The sequence below is a fragment of the Microbacterium altimontanum genome, from assembly GCF_058349865.2.
Window position 1 is genome coordinate 17,333 of the sequence record NZ_JBYRJB020000013.1, and the last position, 20,480, is coordinate 37,812.

General features: G+C 70.2%; 21 protein-coding genes and 1 tRNA gene. 19 read left to right on the forward strand and 3 right to left on the reverse strand.

Annotated features, from left to right (window positions below; translation table 11 throughout):
• Positions 1-49: 49 nt before the first annotated feature.
• The 17 genes from AC3RX1_RS17220 (at position 50) to AC3RX1_RS17300 (ending at position 15,673) form a co-directional block, all read left to right on the forward strand.
• On the forward strand, positions 50-370 hold the full coding sequence (locus tag AC3RX1_RS17220) for a DUF732 domain-containing protein (RefSeq protein WP_491502434.1): 321 nt from the start codon (positions 50-52) through the stop codon (positions 368-370).
• 172 nt (positions 371-542) lie between these two features.
• A complete protein-coding gene (locus AC3RX1_RS17225; RefSeq protein ID WP_491502435.1) occupies positions 543-2,045 on the forward strand; it encodes an HNH endonuclease signature motif containing protein in 1,503 nt (500 codons plus the stop codon).
• Between the two features lie 101 nt (positions 2,046-2,146).
• A complete protein-coding gene (locus tag AC3RX1_RS17230; RefSeq protein WP_491502436.1) occupies positions 2,147-2,878 on the forward strand; it encodes a type 1 glutamine amidotransferase domain-containing protein in 732 nt (243 codons plus the stop codon).
• Between the two features lie 100 nt (positions 2,879-2,978).
• The gene (locus tag AC3RX1_RS17235) at positions 2,979-3,206 is read left to right on the forward strand and encodes a flagellar FlbD family protein (protein WP_491502437.1); all 228 of its coding nucleotides are present in this window, start codon (positions 2,979-2,981) and stop codon (positions 3,204-3,206) included.
• Positions 3,206-4,015 carry a motility protein A gene (locus tag AC3RX1_RS17240; RefSeq protein ID WP_491502438.1) on the forward strand — a complete coding sequence of 270 codons (810 nt, stop codon included), beginning with the start codon at positions 3,206-3,208 and terminating at the stop codon, positions 4,013-4,015. Before AC3RX1_RS17235 ends, AC3RX1_RS17240 begins: the two co-directional genes overlap by 1 nt.
• Positions 4,012-4,821 (forward strand): OmpA/MotB family protein, encoded by an 810-nt coding sequence (locus tag AC3RX1_RS17245; protein WP_491502439.1) that lies wholly within the window; start codon positions 4,012-4,014, stop codon positions 4,819-4,821. Before AC3RX1_RS17240 ends, AC3RX1_RS17245 begins: the two co-directional genes overlap by 4 nt.
• 48 nt (positions 4,822-4,869) lie before the next feature.
• Positions 4,870-5,823, forward strand: coding sequence for a flagellar motor switch protein FliM (locus AC3RX1_RS17250; protein WP_491502440.1), 954 nt, complete (start codon positions 4,870-4,872; stop codon positions 5,821-5,823).
• Positions 5,820-6,476, forward strand: coding sequence for a flagellar motor switch protein FliN (fliN, locus tag AC3RX1_RS17255; RefSeq protein WP_491502441.1), 657 nt, complete (start codon positions 5,820-5,822; stop codon positions 6,474-6,476). Before AC3RX1_RS17250 ends, fliN begins: the two co-directional genes overlap by 4 nt.
• 49 nt (positions 6,477-6,525) lie before the next feature.
• Positions 6,526-7,023 (forward strand): flagellar biosynthetic protein FliO, encoded by a 498-nt coding sequence (locus AC3RX1_RS17260; RefSeq protein WP_491502442.1) that lies wholly within the window; start codon positions 6,526-6,528, stop codon positions 7,021-7,023.
• Entirely contained in the window at positions 7,020-7,856 is an 837-nt protein-coding gene (gene fliP / locus AC3RX1_RS17265; RefSeq protein WP_491502443.1) for a flagellar type III secretion system pore protein FliP, read from the forward strand. Before AC3RX1_RS17260 ends, fliP begins: the two co-directional genes overlap by 4 nt.
• On the forward strand, positions 7,853-8,128 hold the full coding sequence (gene fliQ, locus AC3RX1_RS17270) for a flagellar biosynthesis protein FliQ (RefSeq protein ID WP_491502444.1): 276 nt from the start codon (positions 7,853-7,855) through the stop codon (positions 8,126-8,128). Before fliP ends, fliQ begins: the two co-directional genes overlap by 4 nt.
• 1 nt (position 8,129) lies before the next feature.
• Complete coding sequence (locus AC3RX1_RS17275) at positions 8,130-8,891, forward strand: flagellar biosynthetic protein FliR (protein ID WP_491502445.1); 762 nt, start codon at positions 8,130-8,132, stop codon at positions 8,889-8,891.
• Positions 8,888-9,979 (forward strand): EscU/YscU/HrcU family type III secretion system export apparatus switch protein, encoded by a 1,092-nt coding sequence (locus AC3RX1_RS17280; RefSeq protein ID WP_491502446.1) that lies wholly within the window; start codon positions 8,888-8,890, stop codon positions 9,977-9,979. The genes AC3RX1_RS17275 and AC3RX1_RS17280 overlap by 4 nt, the downstream gene beginning before the upstream one ends.
• Positions 9,976-12,030 (forward strand): flagellar biosynthesis protein FlhA, encoded by a 2,055-nt coding sequence (locus AC3RX1_RS17285; protein ID WP_491502447.1) that lies wholly within the window; start codon positions 9,976-9,978, stop codon positions 12,028-12,030. The genes AC3RX1_RS17280 and AC3RX1_RS17285 overlap by 4 nt, the downstream gene beginning before the upstream one ends.
• Positions 12,031-12,039: 9 nt before the next feature.
• Positions 12,040-12,288, forward strand: coding sequence for a carbon storage regulator CsrA (csrA, locus tag AC3RX1_RS17290; RefSeq protein ID WP_491502448.1), 249 nt, complete (start codon positions 12,040-12,042; stop codon positions 12,286-12,288).
• A 221-nt stretch (positions 12,289-12,509) separates the two neighbouring features.
• Positions 12,510-12,725 (forward strand): hypothetical protein, encoded by a 216-nt coding sequence (locus AC3RX1_RS17295; protein ID WP_491502449.1) that lies wholly within the window; start codon positions 12,510-12,512, stop codon positions 12,723-12,725.
• A gap of 50 nt (positions 12,726-12,775) precedes the next feature.
• The gene (locus tag AC3RX1_RS17300) at positions 12,776-15,673 is read left to right on the forward strand and encodes a helix-turn-helix transcriptional regulator (RefSeq protein ID WP_491502450.1); all 2,898 of its coding nucleotides are present in this window, start codon (positions 12,776-12,778) and stop codon (positions 15,671-15,673) included.
• Between the two features lie 170 nt (positions 15,674-15,843).
• Here AC3RX1_RS17300 and AC3RX1_RS17305 read toward each other — a convergent pair.
• The 3 genes from AC3RX1_RS17305 to serS form a co-directional block, all read right to left on the reverse strand.
• Positions 15,844-15,928 (reverse strand) — tRNA-Ser (locus AC3RX1_RS17305).
• A gap of 50 nt (positions 15,929-15,978) precedes the next feature.
• Entirely contained in the window at positions 15,979-16,869 is an 891-nt protein-coding gene (locus AC3RX1_RS17310; protein ID WP_491502451.1) for an HAD family hydrolase, read from the reverse strand.
• On the reverse strand, positions 16,866-18,131 hold the full coding sequence (gene serS, locus AC3RX1_RS17315; protein WP_491502452.1) for a serine--tRNA ligase: 1,266 nt from the start codon (positions 18,129-18,131) through the stop codon (positions 16,866-16,868). The genes AC3RX1_RS17310 and serS overlap by 4 nt, the downstream gene beginning before the upstream one ends.
• A gap of 42 nt (positions 18,132-18,173) precedes the next feature.
• Here serS and AC3RX1_RS17320 point away from each other — a divergent pair, with 42 nt between their 5' ends.
• The gene (locus tag AC3RX1_RS17320) at positions 18,174-19,160 is read left to right on the forward strand and encodes a diacylglycerol/lipid kinase family protein (RefSeq protein WP_491502453.1); all 987 of its coding nucleotides are present in this window, start codon (positions 18,174-18,176) and stop codon (positions 19,158-19,160) included.
• 143 nt (positions 19,161-19,303) lie between these two features.
• The gene (locus AC3RX1_RS17325) at positions 19,304-20,353 is read left to right on the forward strand and encodes an MsnO8 family LLM class oxidoreductase (RefSeq protein ID WP_491502454.1); all 1,050 of its coding nucleotides are present in this window, start codon (positions 19,304-19,306) and stop codon (positions 20,351-20,353) included.
• Positions 20,354-20,480: the final 127 nt, after the last annotated feature.

A 20,480-nucleotide genomic window follows, 5' to 3' on the forward strand; every position in this document is an offset into this window, starting at 1 on the left:
CAACCACGAGGAACTCGACGTCCTTCACCGCGCCAATACGCTCTTGCCTGTGCGCCGCTTGATTCCCCTGACCACCCTCGTCAGCGCCTTCGCCCTCACTGCGTGCGCTCCGCAGCCAATAAGCGAAACGGCATTTCTCGATCAAGCTCACCGGATGGCGTCCTGGGAGGGCGTGGACGACTCAACGATCGTCGCTTCCGCCCGGTCGATCTGCGACACGTTGGCGTTGCAAGTCGGGCATGATTCCCGTACGTCGGTCGTCCGCCTGTACGTGTCTGGCACCGTTGACGACGAAGTATCTGAAGCCGAAGAAGAGGTATGGCTGCATCTCGCGGTCGCTCGGTTCTGCCCGGACATGACTTTCGATTGAACGGGGCGCACGAGGGACGCTCGGATCGCTCACTGAAAGACCGCAGCCAACCAGGGGCGACTTCCACCGGTTCCTCCACAGGCGGCGGGCCAGGGAGGTTATCCACAGAAAACGTCGCTGATCAGCCATTCCAGGCTCTGTCAATGTCGGAGGTGGGCGGCATCATGGGAGTATGAACACGACACCGGCAGACCTGATCGAGGCGCTCAGCCGTCTCGACGACCTGCTGGATCACGACGTGCGACACATCCTCGACGAGGACACCGCACGCCGGATGACCGACGAGGAACTGGCGACCTTCACTAGAGTCACCGAGTCGCTCGGACGACGCGTGGACGCGCTGCGGGTCACCGCGGCCGGTGAGATCGACGACCGGTCCCGCCCCGAACTCGGCGACGAACGCCTCTCCGCCCGCGCCGGATGCGTGAACGCGGTCGACCTGCTGTGCCGGCTCACCGGAATCGCCGGCACCACCGCACGCGCCCGCATCCACCACGCACACGCCATCACCACCCGCGCGACACTCTCGGGTGAGCCGCTTCCTGCCCGATTCCCGGCCGTGCGCGACGCACTCAGCGACGGTGCCATCGGAGCCGACAGCATCACCGCGATCGTCAGCGCCTTGGCCCCCATCGCCGACCGGTGCGACCCGACCCACCTGGCCGCCGCGGAACAGGAACTGGTCGCCGCCGCGATCGGCGCCTCCCCCGACGGTGCCCCCGCCTGCTCCGCGGATGACACCCGCACCCAAGCGAAAGTGTGGACCCTGGTCCTGGACCCGGACGGCGCCCTCCCCGACGACGAACGGGCCCTGCGCCGTCGCGGGTTCCGGCTCGGCAGGGAGCACGACGGCACAGTCCCGATCACCGGGAACCTGCTCCCCGAGGTTGCCGCCCAGTTTCAACGCCTCGCCGACGCACACCTCAACCCCCGCGTCGAAGACCGCACCACCGACCCCGGCGTCCACTTCCGAACCACACCCGCCGACGGCGTCGCAGACACTGGTGACAACGGCACCGGGAACCGAGGTGGGGACGCCAGCGCGGACGGTGAGTTGGAGGAGCCGCGGGACACCCGCACCCACGAGCAGAAACTGCACGACGTGCTCGCCACCATCCTCGGCGTCGCCGCGCGCTCCACCGAAAGCCCCACCCTCGGCGGACTACCCCCCACCCTGCTAGTCACCATCACCGCCGACGAACTCAACCGCGACGACGGGATCGGGTTCATCGACGGCACCGACACCACCGTCCCCGCCCACGTCGCCCGGCAGATCGCCTGCTGCGGCGGCATCCAACGCCTCATCTTCAACGACCAAGGCCGGATCATCGAACTCGGCACCCCCAATCGCGGCTTCACCGGCCAACAACGCCGCGCCATCACCGCCCGCGACGGATCCTGCATCATCCCCGGCTGCCACACCCCCGCCGCCTGGTGCGAACTCCACCACGTCGACGAATACGCGCGCGGCGGACCCACCCACGTCGACAACGGCGTCCCCCTCTGCTGGTGGCACCACCGCACCATCGACACCAGCGGATGGCAAATCCACATGAACGACGGCATCCCCCACGTCCGAGCCCCCGCCACCATCGACCCCACCCGACAATGGCGCCCCACCCCCGGATCACTCCACCGCGCCCGCAACACCCTCCGAAAACAACTCACCGGATAAGGCGAGGAACGAGCCACGAGCCGCCGAGTGCAGTCAGAGAGCAGACCACCGGCCGACGCAACCCCGTGTCGCCACGGCCGATGTGCTCGTACGGTACTGCCATGGACGCCGCGCAGAGCACGCACAGGATCCTGATCATCGCGACGAACGCCGACCGGTTCGAGAAGGTCGGGTTCCGCACCGGGCTGTGGCTGAGCGAACTCACCCACTTCTGGGACGTCGCCGCGGATGCCGGATTCACACTCGAGATCGCCAGTCCCGCCGGCGGAACGATTCCGCTGGACCCGGAGAGCCTCATGCTCACCCAGATGAGCGACGCGGTGGGGGTCAAGGGAAGGCTGGCCCGCCACTACAAGGACCCCGAGTTCATGCGGCTGCTCGACGACACCCCCGCCGTCGCCGACATCGACCCGGCCCGGTATGACGCGATCTACCTCACCGGCGGTCACGGCGTCATGTTCGACTTCCCCGCCTCTGCCTCGCTCGCTGACCTGATCGCCCAGTTCTCCGAGACAGGCAAGATCGTCTCCGCCGTCTGCCACGGTCCATGCGGCCTGCTGGACGTGCGGTTGAGCACCGGCCGACACCTGATCGACGGCAAGCACGTGACCGGATTCTCCTGGGCAGAAGAGATCGCCGCCAAACGATCCGACGCCGTTCCGTTCTCTCTGGAGGACGAATTGCGGGGGCGCGGCGCGTCCTACAGCAAGGCGAAGGTCCCGTTCCTCTCGCACGTCGTGACGGACGGTCGGCTCATCACCGGACAGAATCCCCGGAGTGCGCCGGACGTGGCCGAGGCCGTGGTGAAGGCGTTGCACGTCGGACACGCCTAACCATCCGCATCCGACTGCCGAAAGTCATCGGTGACGGTCCAGGAGGGACCGCCCGCTGCCGCCCTCACGGGTGGCGCACAATGTCCAGGATGGAAGACCGATGATCGTCGTCACCCGCTTGAACCGTACCCGGTTCGCAGTGAATCCCGACCTGATCGAGCGCATTCAAGAGCGCCCCGACACCACGATCACCATGGTCGACGGAAACGCGTTCGTCGTCATCGAATCGATGGACGAGGTCATCGCACAGATCACCGGTTTCCGCGCCCGCGTGCTCGCGACCGCCGCCGCGCTCCCCGCCCCCGACACCGCGACGGGGACGTTCTGATGGACATCGCGTTCCTCCTCGGCATCGCCATCGCGTTCGGCTCGCTGCTGGCGATGATCGGCATCGAGGGCGGCTCGGTCACGGCGCTCCTCCTGCCCGCGCCGATGGTGCTCGTGTTCGGCGCGACGATCGCCGTCGGCATCGCGAGCGGCACGATGCGCGACGCGATCTTCGCCCTCAAGTCCCTGCCGCGCGCGTTCAAGGGCGACAAGCGCACGGCCGAGACCCTGATCGACACCGTCGTCGGCTACGCCGAGAAGGCGCGCACCGAGGGCCTCCTCGCCCTCGAGCAGGGCGTCGCCGACGAGAGCGACCCCTTCCTGCGCAAGGCGCTGCAGAGCATCGCCGACGGAACGGATGCCGATGACCTGCGCACCGTGATGGAAGACGAGATCGCCTCCACCGCCGCTCGCAACCGCACCGCGTCGCAGTTCTACATGACCCTCGGCGGCTTCGCCCCCACCGTCGGCATCATCGGCACCGTCGTCTCGCTCACCCACGTGCTCGAGAACCTCGACAACCCCGACACGCTCGGCCCGATGATCGCCGCCGCCTTCGTCGCCACCCTCTGGGGCCTGCTGTCGGCGAACTTCATCTGGCTGCCGATCGGCGGCCGGCTGCGCCGCCTGGGCGAGCTGGAGCTCGACCGGATGACGCTCCTGACCGAGGGGATGCTGGCCGTGCAGGCCGGTTCGCCGCCGCACTTCGTCGCCGAGCGACTCGGGGCCCTCGTTCCCGGCGGCATCACCCCGCCATCGTCCCGCGGCGCCGCAGCCGAGGCGCCGCGCGAACCGGTCGCCGTCTCATGAGCGGGCGCAGACGGCGCCAGCTGGCACATGAAGACGGTGCCCACGCCGACGAGCGCTGGATGGCGTCGTACCTCGACATGATCACCGTGCTCATGTGCATGTTCATCGTGCTGTTCGCGATGTCCACCGTCGACAAGGACAAGTTCCAGGCACTCAGCGCCTCCCTCGCCACCGGATTCGGGCAGCAGCGCACACAGACCGTCGACGCGTCCCAGGGCGTGATCGTCCCCAAGGAGCTGCTCGAGGAGCACGGCGAAGGCTTCGCCGACACGGTGCTCGCCGCCGCACACGAGGAGTTCGACGAGCTGTCGGCCCTGCGCGACAAGATGCGCAGTGCCCTCGCCGCGCAGGGTCTCGAGCGCACCGCAACGTTCACGATCGACGACCGGGGGCTGACGATCGGCCTCGTCAGCGCCGAGACCTTCTTCGCGACGAACAGCACGCGGCTCAGCGCCAAGGCCGTGAAGGTGCTCGGCGTCCTCGGCGGCGTTCTCGCCGAGGTGAAGAAAGAGATCTCGGTCGAAGGCCACGCCGACGAGCGCTCCGCCGCCGCGCCGTTCGCGACGAACTGGGAGCTGTCGTCGGGGCGGTCGACCCAGGTGCTCCGCTACCTCGTCGAAGCCCGCGGAGTGGACGGCACCCGCATCAAGTCGGTGGGATTCGGCGACCGGCATCCCATCGCGAAGGGCACGAGTCCCGCCGATCTGGCGCAGAATCGGCGCGTCGACATCGTCGTGCTCTCCGATGCGGACGAGCAGGTGCGGCACATGCTGAGCGAACTGCAGGAGGCCTACCCGGAATCCTGATCAGCCGCATCCCTTACGCCTCGACGGCACCGCCCGATAGTCGGGATCGTGCTGATCGAAACCGGCGCGCCGCTGGGCGCACCCTCAGACGCCCCGGGGGGCGCGTCCGAGGGCGTGCTCAGCGCGCCCTCCACGGTCGAGGTCTACGACTTCGGCCGGCCGGCGACACTGCCGCGAGAGAACACCCGAGTGCTCGAAGCCGCCTTCGAGCAGTTCTCGCGGCAGTGGTCGTCGCTGCTGTCGGCGAAGATCCGCACCCGCACGCACGTCACTGTCGACCTCGTGACGATGCAGACCTACGACGAATACGCGTCGTCGCTTCCGGCGACGACCGCGATGGTGGTGTGCGCACTCCCCGACACGGATGAGCGCGTCGTCGTGCAGTTCCCGCTCGACGCCGCCCTCACGTGGATCGTGCAGATGGTCGGGGGCACCGCCCTCCCCACCGAGGAGCGCCCGTTCACGCCCATCGAGCTGGCACTGCTGCGATCCGTCATGACCGAGACGATCGATCACCTCAGCACCGCCCTCGTCGACGCACTCCCGTCGGGGCTGTCGTACTTCGGAATCCAGTACAACTCGCAGTTCGCGCAGGTCGCGAACGCCGGCGACCCGGTGATCGTCGCGACGTTCACCATGCGTCTCGCCGACCGGATCGTCCCGGCCACCGTGATGCTGCCGGCAGCCGTCGTGCTCGCCCGCTTCTCGGGGCACGCCGTCGAAGACCACACCATGACACCCGACCGCATGCGCCGGCAGGTGGAGGCATCGCCGATCGATCTCGCACTGCGCCTCGTGCCGCGGCCGATCAGCTCCGACGAGGTGCTCAACCTGTCCGTCGGCGACCTCGTCTCGTTCCCGCACTCCGTCGACCGCCCGATCGACCTCGTCGCGGGCGAACTCGCCGTGGCGAGCGCTGCCGTCGGCACCAACGGCGCACGGCTCGCCTGCGTCATCACCGAGACATCCCTCGATCCCGCACCAGGCAAGGAGCCCGCGTGACCAGAACACCCTTCGAATCGGCCGCCGCCGCCGCATTCGCCGCGAGACTTCCCACGGCGTCGCCGGTCACCCCCGTCGGCTCTCAAGCCTCGGGCGACACCGGCGAGGCCGTCGTCGCATCCTTCGTCGGCGAGGCGAGTGCGAACCTCGCGGTCCAGCTGCTCGACCCGACCGCCCTCATCGACGGGCTCGTCGACGCGCCGCTCACCGACCGCCTGCGCGAATCGCTCGATCAGGCGGCAGGAGCGCTCGGCGCCGGAGTGCTCGGCGAGGTGACGATCGACGACGCGTCGCCGATCTTCTCCGACCCGCACGCCCAGGTCTTCGACCTGCAGGATGCCGACGGCCGCACGATCGGCCGCTTCGCGATCCGGATCACCCGCACCCCCGACGGCGACGCCACTCCCACGCTCCGCCTGCGCCGGATCGCGGGCGTGCAGATGGACCTCACCGTCGAGATCGGCCGCACCCGGATGGCCGTGCGCGACGTCCTCGGTCTCGAGCCCGGCAGCATCGTCGAGCTCGACCGCTCGGCCGGCGCACCCGCCGACATCAAGCTCAACGGTCGCGTCATCGCGCACGGCGAGGTCGTCGTCGTCGACCGCGACTACGCAGTGCGGATCACCCGCATCCTCGAGAACGCCGAGGCCTGAGCTGGACGATCTGCTCCTCGCCCTGCGCGTCGTCGTCTCCCTGGCGGCGGTGCTCGGCGCGCTCTGGTGGCTGCGACGCCGGCTCACGCGCGGCTCGCGGCGGCAGCGCGAGGCGCAGCCGGTCACGGTCGTGGCGCGCCAGGCACTGGGCTCGAAGGCGCAGCTCGTGATCGTGCAGACCGACGATGCGCGCTATGTGCTCGCCGTCACCGAGCGGGCGGTGAACGTCGTGGACCGGCTGCCGGTCGCGCGTGCGGAGTCGTTCGAGAACGTGCTCGCATCGTCTGCGGCCGCAGCGCCGACGGACGCGTTCGCGTCCTCCCCGGCCGCGGCGCCGACCGACACGCGCGCGGGAGCGGCCGCGGTGCTCGCGGACGTGCTCGCTGCCGCGCCCACGCGCCGCGCCTCTCAGGCAGGCGCGCCCGCCGACCAAGCCGTCCCGACACAGCGGCTGCGCAGCCGGCGGCGCAACGACCCGCTCGCCGGCTCGATCCTGTCGCCCGCCACGTGGCGACAGACCGCCGACGCCCTCCGTCGTACGCCATGACCACGCCATCGGTCGTCGCCCGCGGTCGCCTCGCGCGCACGACGACACTGGTCGGCTGCGCCCTCGCGATGGCCGTCGTCCTGGTGCTGATCGGCGCGGCGACCGCCCACGCGGCTCCGGTCGAGCCCACTCCCCCGGTCACCCCGTCGCCGGCTCCCGGAGGCGGAATCACGATCGACATCGACGGACCCGACGGCGCACCCTCGGCATCCGTTCTCACCCTGCTCGGCATCACGCTGCTGTCGGTGGCCCCGGCACTGCTGCTCATGATGTCGGCGTTCACGAAGATCTTCGTCGTGCTCGCCATGACCCGCAACGCCCTGTCGCTGCCGTCGATCCCGCCCAACCAGGTGATCGCCGGCCTCGCCCTGTTCCTCTCGCTGTTCATCATGTGGCCGGTGCTGACCGAGATCAACACCGTCGCCGTGCAGCCCTACATCGACGGCTCGATCTCGTTCACCCAGGCCATCGACGTCGGCCAGGTGCCGCTGCGCGACTGGATGCTCTCGTTCACCCGCGAGCAGGATCTCGCGCTGCTCTCGCGCATCGCCGGTGTGGACAACCCGGCCGACCCGCAGAGCGTGCCGATGTACACGCTGATCCCCGCATTCATGCTCTCCGAGCTGCGAGCGGCGTTCATCATCGGATTCGTCATCTTCGTGCCGTTCCTCGTCATCGACATCGTCGTCGCCGCCGCCCTCATGTCGATGGGCATGATGATGCTGCCGCCGGTGATGATCTCCCTGCCGTTCAAGATCCTGCTGTTCATCCTGGTCGACGGATGGGGACTCATCCTGCGCACGCTGCTGCAGAGCTACGGAGGTGCCGGATGACCCCGGAGGCAGCTCTCGACATCGGCGCGCAGGGGCTCATCATCGCCGCCAAGCTGGCGGCGCCCCTCCTCGTGACCGCGCTCGTCGTCGGCTTCGCGATCTCGCTCCTGCAGTCGATCACCCAGGTGCAGGAGGTCACCCTCTCGTTCGTGCCGAAGGCGATCGCGGTCGGCATCGCTCTCCTCGTGGCGGGCAACTGGATGATCGCGGAGATCATCTCCTTCACGAACGACATGTTCGAACGCATCCCGATGCTGCTGCAGACGGGATGACATGGAAATCCCGATCGACTTCGCCTGGCTCGAGGCGACGGCCCTGGTCGCCGTCCGCATCACCGCGTTCCTGTTCATCGCGCCGCCGTTCTCGTACGGCGCGATCCCGATGCGCATCAAGGCGATGCTCGGGATCGGGCTGTCGCTCGCTGTCAGCGGAGCCGTCGCGCCCGGCTACGAGAACCTCGCTACCGGGCCGTTCTTCGGCGCGCTCGTGCTGCAGCTGCTCGTCGGCTCACTGCTGGGGTTCTTCGTGATGGTGTGCTTCTCCGCCGTGCAGGCGGCCGGCAGCCTCATCGACGTGTTCGGCGGATTCCAGCTCGCGCAGGCGTTCGACCCGTACTCGCTGGTCAACGGCGCGCAGTTCACCCGGCTGTTCCAGATGACGGCGCTCGTGCTGCTGTTCGGCTCGGGCGGCTACCAGCTCATCATCGCCGGCATCGCGCGCAGCTTCAGCGCGGTGCCGGTCGACGGCGCGTTCGCCGTCGCCGGACCGGCCCAGCTCCTCATCGACGCCGTGTCACAGATGGTGCTCGCCGCGGTGCAGATCGCCGGACCGCTCCTGCTGGTGCTGTTCCTCGCCGACATCGGTCTCGGCCTGGTCACCCGCGTCGCCCCGGCGCTGAACGCGTTCGCGATGGGCTTCCCGGTGAAGATCCTCCTCACCCTCGTGCTCGTCGGCGCCGTGTACGCCGCGCTCCCCGGCATCGTCGGCGCCCTCGGCGACGACGCGCTGCGCATGCTGCAGGGGGTGCGGCGATGAGCGGTTCGGACAGCGGCGAGCGCAGCGAGAAGGCCACCGACCGGCGCCTGCGCGAGGCGCGCCAGAAGGGTCAGCTCGGGCGCAGTCAGGACCTCACTGCCTGGCTCGGCATCGGCGGCGCGGCGTGCGCGATGGCCGCGGTCGTTGCGGCGGGCGCATCCGCCGGCACCGAGCAGCTGCTGTCCCTCACCGCCGTCGCGACCGATCCGTCGGCCACGTCGGCGGTCGACGCGCTGCGCCGCGGGCTCGGGTCCATCCCGGGCGTGATCGGACCGCTCCTGGCCGTCGTCGCGGTCGTGACTCTCCTCGGCGCCGCGGTGCAGGGCGGCATCCACCCCCGACGCCTGAGCGCCCGGGTCGAGCAGTTCAACGTCGTGAGCGGCCTGCGCCGCGTGTTCGGGCTGCGCGCGCTCTGGGAGGGCGCGAAGGCGCTGCTGAAGACCGCCGCGATCGGCCTCGCGCTCTGGATCGTCGTCGCGAGCCTCATCCCGGCCCTCTCGACGAGCGGCCGCCACTCGATCGCCGAGCTCCTCGACACCGCATCGAGCGGCACCGCCACGCTGCTGCAGGTCGCGATCGCGGTGGGACTCGCGCTCGCGGCCGTCGACGTCTTCGTCGTGATGCGGCGCAACACGAAGCACACCCGCATGACCAAGCGCGAGGCCAAGGACGAGAACAAGAACTCCGAGGGCGACCCGCTCGTACGCCAGCAGCGACGCTCGCGCCAGCTCGCGATGAGCCGCAACCGGATGATCGCCGCGGTCGCCTCGTCGGACGTCGTGATCGTGAATCCCACCCACGTCGCGGTGGCGCTGAAGTACGAGCCGGGCAAGGCCGCACCGCGCGTGGTCGCGAAGGGCAGCGGCATCATCGCGGGACGCATCCGGGAACGCGCCACCGAGGCCGGAGTGCCGATGGTCCGCGACATCCCGCTCGCGCGCGCCCTGCACGCTGCGTGCCAGCTCGGGCAGGAGATCCCCGCCGACCTCTACCTCTCGGTGGCGCGCGTGCTCGTCTTCGTCAACTCCCTGCGCCGGCGCGGAGCCGCGCGCGGCATCCATTCCGTTCCCCCAAGGAGGACCGCATGAAGGACATCCTCGGCAAGCTGACGGTGCCGATCGGCGTCGTCGGCATCGTCATGCTCCTCGTCGTGCCGGTGCCGCCGTTCCTGCTCGACACCCTCATCATCCTGAACATCATGTTCGCGCTCGTGATCCTCCTCACGACGATGTTCGTCAAGAAGCCGCTCGACTTCTCGGTGTTCCCGTCGCTGCTGCTGGTCGCGACGCTGTTCCGGCTCGGCCTCAACGTCGCCTCGACCCGGCTCGTGCTCGGCGAGGCCTACGCGGGGCAGGTGATCGAGGCGTTCGGGCAGATCGCGGTGAGCGGCTCGCTCATCATCGGGGCGGTGATCTTCCTCATCCTCGTGGTGATCCAGTTCGTCGTGGTGACGAAGGGGTCGGAGCGCGTCGCCGAGGTGGGTGCGCGCTTCACCCTCGACGCGATGCCCGGCAAGCAGATGGCGATCGACGCCGACCTGAACGCGGGTCTCATCACGGATGTGCAGGCGCGCGAGCGCCGGGCCGAGGTCGCCGCCGAGGCTGATTTCTACGGCGCGATGGACGGCGCATCCAAGTTCGTGAAGGGCGATGCGATCGCGGGCCTCGTGATCATCATCATCAACATCGTCGGCGGCATCGCGATCGGCGTGATGCAGCACGGGATGACGCTCGACAAGGCCGCGAGCACCTACAGCATCCTCACGATCGGCGACGGACTCGTCACCCAGATCCCCGCGCTGCTGATGGCGGTGTCGACGGGCATGATCGTCACCCGGTCGAACGCCGAGACCGAGATCGGCCGCGCGGCGGCGGCGCAGCTCGGTCAGTCGCACAACGCCCTGGCGATCGCGGGATGCGCCGCGATCGCGCTCGCGCTCATTCCCGGGATGCCGATGCTGCCGTTCATCACGATCGGCGCAGGACTGCTGCTCATCGCGCAGCGCATCACGGCCGCACGCAAGCGGGCCGCCGTGGAGGCCGCCACGACGCCCGAGCCGCCGGCGGCGTCCGACCCCGATGAGCTCATCGAGCAGATGCGCGTGCACACGCTCGAGGTGCTGCTCTCCCCCGACATCGTCGACCTCGTCACGGGCGGTCCCGACGACCTGCTCGCGCGGGTCAAGGCGCTGCGGCGGCGCATCGCCGTGGAGCTCGGCCTCGTGGTGCCGCCGGTGCGCACCCGCGACAGCGTGGAGCTGCCGCCGTCGACGTACGTCATCCGCATCGCCGGCGTCGAGGCGGGGCGGGGGACCGCGCCGCGCGGATCGGCGCTCGCCCTCGGCCAGAAGCTGGACTCCCTGCCGGGCACGGCCGTCGCCGACCCGGTGTTCGGGCTCGACGGCAAGTGGATCCCCGCCGAGATGCGCTACAGCGCCGAGCTCGCGGGGGCGACCGTCATCGACCGGGCGAACGTCATCGTCACGCACCTGTCGAGCATCGTCCACTCCGGCGCCGCGCGGCTGCTGAGCCGGGAGGACGTGCGCCAGTTGACGGATGCCCTCAAGCGCGTCTCCCCGGCCGCCGTCGAGGAGCTCACGCCCGCGCTGCTGTCGCTGGCCGAGGTGCAGCGCGTGCTGCAGGGGCTGCTCGCCGAGCGGCTGCCGATCAACGACCTCGCCCGCATCTACGAGGCGCTCGCGCTGCGCGCGAAGGTCTCGACCGATCCCGAGGGGCTCATCGAGGCGGCGCGGGCGGCGCTCGGACCCGCCGTGGCCGCGCGGTTCGCCGAGGCCGGCACGCTGCGCGCGCTCATCATCAGCCCGCTGCTCGAGCAGGCGATGCTCGAGGGGATGCGGTCGACCGACGACGGCACGCAGATCGTGCTCGATCCGCAGCGGCTCGAGCACGTGATCGCGTCGGTGAAGGACTGCGTCGCAGCGGCCGCCGACGGCGGAGAGGTGGTGCTGGTGTGCGCGCCGACGCTGCGGGCGGCGGTGCGGCGGCTGGTCTCCGCGCAGACAGACGGGCTGCCGGTGCTGTCCTACACGGAGGCCACGTCCGGCGGCCTGCCGATCGAGACCGTCGGGGTGGTGCGCGACGAGGCGGCGCTGCCCTCAGGGGCGGTGGCGTCCCAGTAGGCTGTTGCAATGCTGGTGTTGACGAGACGTGTCGGAGAGAGCGTCCTCATCGGCGACGACGTCGAAGTGACGGTGCTCGACGTCAAGGGCGACAGCGTGCGGATCGGGGTGAACGCGCCGCGGTCCACGCGCATCCAGCGGGCCGAGCTCGTGGCCGCCGTGACCGAGGAGAACGTCTCGTCCGCCGTGGGCCCGGACGCCGACGCGGAGAGCGCGATCCTCGACGCGCTCGCGCGGCGCCGAGGCGACGCATCCTGACGCCACCCAAAGCGCCCTGAGCGAGCGCCTCGTCCCGGCCGAGCGATCGCCTCCGCCGCACCCCGTGCGGCCGCCTCATCCGCACGCCCGCGCGGGCTTATCAGCCCCACGCCTGTCGACGAGCGGAGCGAGTCGAAGGGCCGCGCTCGGAATAGGGCATCCGCCCGATGCAGGCGGGCTACCTTAGCGAGCAGCGTAGTGGGTGCATTGAAGGAGAGATCATGACCCTGCACCCCTCGCTCGGATACGACATCGTCACTCAGGAGATCGAGGAGCGCGCCCGCAACGCCGAGCGTCGCCGGTTCGCCCTCGAGCACTCAGACCAGATCCTGCGCCGGTCCCGGCCGACGTGGCTGCGTGGAATCGCGCGGATCTTCCGGAGCCACCGCGCCGTGCGGCAGCAGCCACGCGGCGCGTGCGATTCGGCTCACGCCTGATGGCGGTGCCGGTCGGCGCCGATGTCCGACGTGGCTGGCACGATGGAGGGATGGCCTTCTCCGCGGCTTCGTCGGCCGCCGCCCGCTTGATCGGGCGCGACGCAGAAATGGCGCGCCTCGACGCGCTGTTCGCGCGCGCCCGCAGCGGGCAGCCGACCGCTGTCGTGGTCGCCGGGGAGGCGGGGATGGGCAAGTCCCGCCTGATCCGCGAGTTCACCGCCTCCCTCGTCGATAGCGCAGACGTCGCCGCCGGTCGCGCGGTCGACCTGGGGGGAACCCCGGCGCCCTACGGCGCCATCCTCGGGCTGCTGCGAGACCTCGCGGCACAGCGCGGCGCCGACGAGCTGTGGCGGGCGGCGGGGCCGGGTCGCACGGCGCTTCTCCTCCTCATGCCCGAGCTGGCGGAGTCGCCCGAGATCGCGGCATCGCCCTCGGACGCGGCGCCGAGCCCCGAACGGCTGCGGGAAGCGTTCGTGACCGCCGTCGAGTCGCTGGCCGAGCATCGTCCGCTCGTGCTCGTGATCGAAGACCTGCACTGGGCCGACGAGGGCACGCTCACGCTGCTCGCGTTCCTGCTGCGCGTCGTGACCCGGGGGCGCCTGCTCGTCGTGCTCGGCTGGCGCAACGACGAGGGCCGCCGCGTCGATCCGGTGCGGCTGTTCCTCGGCGAGGCAGAGCGCGCCCACCTGCTCGAACGCATCACGCTGAACCGACTGAACCGGGAGTCCGTGCGCGCGCTGGTCGCGGCGCTGGGCGGCGTCGACGACGCCGAGGCCATTGAGCGGCTGGACGAGCGCGCAGAGGGCATCCCCTTCTTCATCGAAGAGCTCGCGTGCTGCGCCGACGGTCCGCTGCCCGACACTCTGCGCGACCTGCTGCTGGCTCGCTATGGGCAGCTCTGGGAGGATGCCGCGGCCGCCGTCCGCGTCGTCTCCGGCTCCGACGCCCCTCTCGAGCACGACACCCTGATCGCTCTGACCGGGTTCGACGACGAGCGCCTCAACGCCGCGGTCCGCGAAGCGGTTGCCACCGGCATCCTCGTCATCGATCACGACCGCTACACCTTCCGCCACGCACTGCTGCGCGAGGCCGTGCACGCCGAACTGCTGCCGGGCGAACGGACGGCGCTGCACCGCGCGTACGCCGAGCATCTGGAGGCACTCGCCGAGGCCGATCCCCGGCGCGACCTCCAGGCGGCGCTCGCCCACCACTGGCAGTACGCACACGACACCCGACGCGCCCTCGTCGCAGCGCTGGCCGCGATGTACTCCGCGAAATCCCGCTATGCGTTCTCGTCGGCGGCACGATTCGGCCGGCTCGTTCTCGAGCTGTGGGATCAGGTCGACGACGCAGCGATTGCAGCAGGCACCGATCGCATCACCCTGATGCTGCGGATCGGATCGATCCTGCGGAATGCGGGTGAGAGCGAGCGCGCCCTCGCCCTCGTCGACGCCGCGTTGCAGGAGGCGGAGGGCGCCGGCGTCGACGATGCACTGCATGCGCGCCTGCTGCGCGACAAGGCCGTCTACCTCATGAATCTCGGTCGGCCGGGGTCGACGGAGCTGCTGATCGAAGCGCTCGACGTCTTGGACGGGCACGTCGGTGATCCGTCGCTGAACGCCGGCTTGTGGAATCAGCTGGCCGGCAGGCACATGGTCGCGGGCCGCTCCGCCGACGCGATAGAGGCATCGACGCGGGCGTGGGAGTTCGCCGTCCGGGCCGGCGCAGAGCAGCACATGTCGGTGGCGCGCAACGTCCGCGGCGCGTCGCGCGCGCACGCGGGTGATGTCGCAGGAGGACTCGACGACTACGCCGCCGCCCGTGAGCACGCACGCGACTCGGCTTCGCAGTTGCGCTATGACGTGAACTACTCCGATCTGCTCACGGTGCTCGGCCGCTATCGCGAAGCCCTGACCGTCGCCGAAGAGGGGTTCGTGCGAGCACGGGCGGTCGGTCAGGCCCGCACGACCGGGTCTCTTCTGACGCAGAACATGGTGCAGCCCCTGCTCGAGCTGGGCGAGATCGACCGTGTCGACGAACTGCTCACCCGCGACCTGGAGATGCGGACGTTCCCCGTGTTCCGGATGTACACGACGACGTCTCGGGCGCGTGCCCTGAGCTGGCATGGGCGCCACGAGGCCGCCGCTGCGCTGCTGCGGCAGCAGCGCGGCGCCATCGCCGCCGCGGCCGGTATGGAGCGGCAGGTCTGGTTCTACGATCTCCACGCCCGACTGGCCATCGCGCAGGCGGCGGGCGACACAGAGGTCGCGGCCGCGGACATCCGGGAGGCGCTCGACGACGACGGCGAACGCACGGCGCACATCAGTCGCGTGCTGCTCGAAGCCGGCGCCGTCGTGGCCGCGCTCCGTGCCCGGGGCGACGACAGCACTGACATCGTCGCCCGCGTGAGCGCCGCATGGGCCGCGATGCCCGAAGCGCTCCGTCCGGAGCGGTGGAGCCGGATCCTGGCGGCTCTCCTGGCCCCGACATCGGATGCCCTCCAGCGTGCCGTTCTCGACGCCGACGACGAAGACACGCCCGCGACGTTCCGCGTGACCACCCGGCTCGAATACGCGCGGCTGCTCGCCGCCAGCGGCCGCCGTGCCGCCGCGGCCGCCGTCCTCGCGGAGGCACTCGTGCACGCCGACGCGCTCGCCCACGAGCCGCTGCGCCGCGACGTCGCCGCTTTCGCTGCGACATCCAGGCTCTTCGATGCCGATGCCGATGCCGATGCCGATGCCGACCAGGATGCCGTACTGGCCGCGCTCACGGCGCGCGAACGCGAAGTGCTCGAGCTGCTCACCGAGGGGCTCAGCAACGGGCAGATCGCGAAGCGGCTCTTCATCAGCGTCAAAACGGCGAGCGTGCATGTGTCGGCGATCCTGCGCAAGCTCGGCGTGGCGTCGCGCACCGAGGCGGCCGTGATCCTGGCGCGCCAAGACGCCTAGCGTCAAGGCCTCGATCACGAAGCGGAGGGTGTGGGATTCGTCCCCGGCACCCCTCCACGGATCGCTTCGCGCTCCGCGGAGCCTCCGGCGCCGTGGGCCCACCTGAAGGTTCGAACCCGCCCTGCTCATGTCGTGATCGCGACCCCCTCCGGGGGCCTCGATCACGACAGCGGAGGGTGTGGGATTCGAACCCACGGGACATTGCTGCCCACTGGTTTTCAAGACCAGATCCTTCGGCCGCTCGGACAACCCTCCCCCGACGGCACGCCGCCGGAACGGAACGAGTCTAGTCGACCGACTCCGCGCTACAGCTTGCGCAGCACCGCGGCCACGCCGCCGTCCATCACCGACAGCGTCGTCTCACCGGCGGCGTCCCGCACCTCCTGCGGGCCCTGCGCCATCGCCACGGCACGGCCGCCGTGCTTCAGCGCCCAGGCGAACATCTCGAGGTCGTTGCGCCCGTCGCCGATCACCAGCACGTGCGCCCGGTCGAGTCCCAGCCATCCGCGCACGAGCTCGAGCCCGCTCGCCTTGTCGACGCCCATCGGGGCGATGTCGAGCCACGCGGTCCAGCCGATCGCGTACGACACATGATTCAGCCCGATCCGCTCCACGAGCTCGACGAAGTCCTGCTCCGTCTGCCCCGGCGAGACCACGACGACGCGCGACACCTCCTGCGCCGACAGCTCCTCGAACGGCACCCGGCGCGCACCGCTGAGGTTCCAGTCGTCCATCGGCTCCGTGTACAGCCGCATGCCGTCGCCGAGCTCGACCATGTAGTGGGCGTCCGGCACCTGTTCGTGGATCAGCGCGAGCACCCGGCCGGGGTCAAACGTCTCGGTGTGGAACCGCTCGTACCGCGGCTCGTCGCCGTCGACCCGCTTCATGATCACCGCGCCGTTGGAGCACACGACGTACTCCGGGGAGAGACCGAGCGTGAACAGGATGTCGCGCGTGCCCGCCCAGCTGCGGCCGGTCGCGAGCATCACCTCGTGGCCCGCCGCCTGGGCGTCACCCACGGCCTCGGCCACGCCGGGGCTCAACGACTCGTCCTGCAGGAGCACCGTGCCGTCGACATCGAGCGCGATCAGCAGCCGCCCGGCGGAGTGCTCGGCGACGTCTTCGACGAGTTCGGCCGCCTCATCGGGCGCTTCGACCTCGATGCTGCCGGTCGCGGGAAGCTGCGCGCCCGTCATGCCACGGGCTCCAGCACCTCGAGGCCGCCGAGGTACGGGCGCAGCACCTCCGGAACCGCCACCGATCCGTCTTCGCGCTGGTGCGTCTCGAGGATCGCGACGATCCAGCGGGTCGTCGCCAGCGTGCCGTTGAGGGTCGCGACCGGTGCCGTCTTGCCGCCGTCGGGTCGGTAGCGGATGTCGAGGCGCCGCGCCTGGAACGTCGTGCAGTTCGATGTCGAGGTGAGCTCGCGGTACGCATCCTGCGTCGGAACCCAGGCCTCGATGTCGTACTTGCGCGCGGCCGACGAACCCAGGTCGCCCGCCGCCACATCGATCACGCGATAGACGAGACCCAGGTCCTGCAGCATCCCCTCCTGCATCTCGACGAGCCGCTGGTGCTCGGCCTCCGCATCCTCGGGTGTCGTGTAGACGAACATCTCGAGTTTGTTGAACTGGTGCACGCGGATGATGCCGCGGGTGTCCTTGCCGTACGACCCGGCCTCGCTGCGATAGCAGGTCGACCAGCCGGCGTAGCGCTTCGCGCCGGCCTCGAGGTCGAGGATCTCGCCCATGTGGTAGCCCGCGAGCGGCACCTCGCTCGTGCCCACGAGGTACAGGTCCTGCTTCTCGAGGCGGTACACCTCGTCCGAGTGCTGCCCGAGGAAGCCCGTGCCGGCCATCACCTCGGGGCGCACGAGCGTCGGTGGGATCATCGGCGTGAACCCGGCCGCGACGGCGCGGTTCAGCGCCAGCGACATGAGCGCGTGCTCGAGCAGCGCTCCCACGCCCTTCAGGAAGTAGAACCGGCTGCCCGACACCTTCGTGCCGCGCTCCATGTCGATCGCGTCGAGCAGCTCGCCGATCTCAAGATGGTCGCGCGGCGTGAAGTCGAACGTCGGCGGCTCGCCGTGGGTGCGCAGCGTGACGAAGTCCTCCTCGCCGCCGGCGGGCACGTCGTCGATCACGATGTTCTCGATCTGCGAGAGCACCGCGTACGCGTTCTCCTCGGCCTCGGTCACGGCCTGCTGGGCGGCCTTCACCCGGTCGCTGAGGTCCTTCGCCTCGGCGACGAGTGCGGCCTTCTCCTCCTTGGGTGCCGCCGCGACCTTCTTGCCGTGCGCGTTCTGCTCCGCCCGCAGCTGCTCGAACGTCGTGATCGCCGTGCGGCGGTCGGCGTCGGCGCGCAGGGCCGCGTCCACCGACTCCTCCGACTCTCCTCGCTTGGCCTGAGAACGCTTGACGAGCTCGGGATTGTCGCGCAGGAGAACGGGATCGATCATCTGGCAAGTCTAGCCAGCCGCATGCACCGCTATCGTGGGCCCATGGCAGACGAGCGGGGGCATCTCAGACGCGCCGCGCTCGTCTACAACCCCATCAAGGTCGACAAGGCTGGGCTGCGGCAGCGTGTGATGGATGCCGCGGCACAGGCAGGATGGGATGAGCCGCTGTTCTACGAGACGACCCCCGAGGATCTGGGGCAGGACGCGACGGCACGGGCGCTGCGCGAAGGGGTCGATGCGGTGCTCGTGGCAGGGGGCGACGGCACGGTGCGCGCCGTCGGGGAAGCGCTCATCGAGAGCCGTGTGCCGATGGCGATCGTGCCGAGCGGCACCGGCAACCTGCTGGCGCGCAATCTCGAGCTGCCGCTCGCCGATCCGGGCGCCGCCATCCGTGCGGCGTTCGACGGCGCCATCCGGCCGATCGACATCGGGATGGCCCATCTCACGCGAGCCGACGGATCGAGCGCCGAGCACGCGTTCGTCGTGATGGCGGGCATCGGGCTCGACGCCGCGATGATCGCCAACACGAGCGCGCAGCTGAAGAAGACGATGGGATGGGTGGCGTACGTCGACGGGGCCGCCCGGTCGCTGCCGGGCGCGAAGGCGTTCCGCATCGTCTACGAGCTGGAGGGGCACCGGCTGCACTCGACGAAGGTGCACAGCATGCTCTTCGCCAACTGCGGCGCGCTCCCCGCCGGAATCGAGCTGATCCCCGGCGCATCCCTCACCGATGGAATGCTCGACGTCGCAGTGATCCAGCCCACCGGCTGGTTCGGCTGGCTCGGGGTGTGGCGCAAGGTCTGGTGGGACAACAGCGTGCTGCGGCGCACGCGCGCCGGGCGGCGCATCGTCGAGCGGCGCCGGGAGTCATCCGTCCGCTACCTGCGCGGGCCGTCGATCGAGGCGGGCGTCGAGGAGCCGCGGCCCGTCGAGCTCGACGGCGACGAGTTCGGCGAGGCATCCCGCATCCGGTGCCGCGTGCTGCCCGGCGCACTCCTTATCGCGGCGCCCCGCGGGCACCGGTTATAAGGCGGGCTTTGGGGCGGATCCGTGCACGAGCGGCCGTAGGAGCGCGCCCCGAATGCAGAGATCCGCCCCGAACCGCGCGGTGCCGGATGCCGGATGCCGCGGAGAGGGGAATGTGCGGTCGGTGACGCGGGTTGCCCTTGACGATGAGCACCTCACCTGCACTCTCGGTCCTCGATCTCGTTCCGGTGCGCACCGGCCAGACAAGCGCGCAGGCGGTCGCGGCATCCCTCGCCCTCGCCGCGCGCGCCGATGAGCTCGGGTTCACCCGCTACTGGTTCGCGGAGCACCACAACATGCCCGCCGTCGCCTCGACGACACCGCCGGTCCTCGCCGCCGCGGCGGCGGTGCGCACGCAGCGCATCCGGGTGGGCTCGGGCGGCGTGATGCTGCCGAACCATTCGCCCCTCGTGGTGGCGGAGCAGTTCGCGGCGCTCGAGGCGCTCGCGCCCGGGCGTGTGGACCTCGGCATCGGCCGTGCGCCGGGCAGCGACCCGGTCATCACGCAGCTGCTGCGCATGTCGGGGACGACGAGCGACGTCGAGCGCTTCCCCGATCATGTGCGCGACATCGCGCGTCTCGTCGGCCCCGAGGGCGCCACCGTGCAGTTCACGAGCGGCGGCACCTACGACGTGCACGCGACGCCGGTGGCGACGGGGGCGCCGGAGGTGTGGCTGCTCGGGTCGAGCGACTACTCCGCGCAGCTCGCGGCGTCGTTCGGGCTGCCGTACGTGTTCGCGAACCACTTCTCGGGCGAAGGGCTCGAGCGGGCGCTCGATCTGTATCGCGGCCAGTATCGGCCGAGCGAGGCGCATCCCGAGCCGCGGACGTTCCTGACTGCCAACGCCATCGCCGCCCCGACCGCCGAGGAGGCGGAGGAGCGCGCGCTGCCGCAGCTGCGCAGCATGGCGCGGCTGCGCACGAACAAGCCGCTGCAGACGCTCGAGACCGTCGAGCAGGCGAAGGCGGCGCCGCTGGACGCCATGGCGCAGTCGATCATGGAGTCGATGCGCCAGAAGTGGTTCGTCGGCACCGGCGACGACGTCGCGGCGACGATCCGCTCCTTCGCCGGGCGCTGGGGCGTCCACGAGGTGATGATCTCGCCGATCGCCGGCTCGTACGACGACGAGGCGATGGATGCGTCGCCCGGTCGCGTCCAGACCCTCGAGCTGCTGGCCGCTGCGCTGGCGAACTGAGCCGCGCGATCGCGAGGGCGTACGAGGCCGGGCTGCGACGCGGCCTCAGACCCTATGAGGGTGGGGTTCTGAAGTTGGTCTTGTTGGCCCAGGGCCTCACGGTGCAGATTCGTGGATCATCTCGAGA